We start from the raw sequence: 980 nt of genomic DNA, 5'->3' as shown, positions 1-980 counted from the left end.
ACATCAAGAACAAGATCGACCCGACGCTGACGCTGCGCCGCTCCTGCCGCGAGGGCATTTGCGGCTCCTGCGCCATGAACATCGACGGCTCCAACACGCTCGCCTGCACCAAGGGCTGCGACGACATTTCCGGCGCGGTGAAAGTCTATCCGCTGCCGCATATGCCGGTGATCAAGGACCTGGTGCCGGACCTCACCAATTTCTACGCCCAGCACGCGTCGATCGAGCCGTGGCTGAAGACGGTGTCGCCGGAGCCGGCCAAGGAATGGCTGCAGAGCCATGAGGACCGCGAGAAGCTCGACGGGCTCTATGAATGCATCCTGTGCGCCTGCTGCTCGACGTCGTGCCCGAGCTACTGGTGGAACGGCGAACGCTATCTCGGCCCGGCGACGCTGCTGCAGGCCTATCGCTGGCTGATCGACAGCCGCGACGAGGCCAAGGGCGAGCGGCTCGACAATCTCGAGGACCCGTTCCGGCTCTACCGCTGCCACACCATCATGAACTGCGCCCAGACCTGCCCCAAGGGGCTCAATCCCGCCAAGGCGATCGCCGAGATCAAGAAGATGATGGTGGAGCGGCGGGTTTAGGCTGCGAATGAAGCCACTGCCTGACGATTTCGCGCCGGAAGCGATTACGGCGATCCGCGCGCGGCTGGAGATGGCCCGGGCGCAAGGGGCAAATGTCCTGTTCGCCATCGAAAGCGGCAGCCGCGCCTGGGGCTTCCCGTCTCCGGACAGCGATTATGATTGCCGTTTCCTCTACCTCCGCCCGGTCGCCGACCACCTCGTGCTGGAGCAGGCGCGCGACGTGATCGAGTTCCCCATCGAGGGCGAGATCGACGCCGGCGGCTGGGATTTGCGCAAGGCGCTACTGCTGGCGCTCGGCGGCAACGCCGTCGTTGTCGAATGGGCGAAATCGCCAATCGTCTACGAGGAGGTTCCGGGCTTCCGGCAGCGTCTTCTCGACCTGCTTGCCGAGAT

General features: G+C 64.7%; 2 protein-coding genes. Both read left to right on the top strand.

Going from position 1 to position 980, the window contains the following annotated elements; translation table 11 throughout:
- Positions 1–587 (top strand): succinate dehydrogenase iron-sulfur subunit (locus EN780_RS35195; RefSeq protein WP_133372907.1); only part of this gene is annotated, 587 nt, incomplete at its 5' end.
- 70 nt (positions 588–657) lie between these two features.
- Positions 658–980: nucleotidyltransferase domain-containing protein (locus EN780_RS35190; RefSeq protein WP_245500229.1), on the top strand; the 323-nt coding region annotated here is incomplete at its 3' end.

It is taken from the genome of Mesorhizobium sp. M4B.F.Ca.ET.089.01.1.1 (assembly GCF_004022605.1).
GTDB lineage: Bacteria > Pseudomonadota > Alphaproteobacteria > Rhizobiales > Rhizobiaceae > Mesorhizobium > Mesorhizobium abyssinicae.
This window is presented reverse-complemented; position numbering and strand designations above follow the sequence as displayed.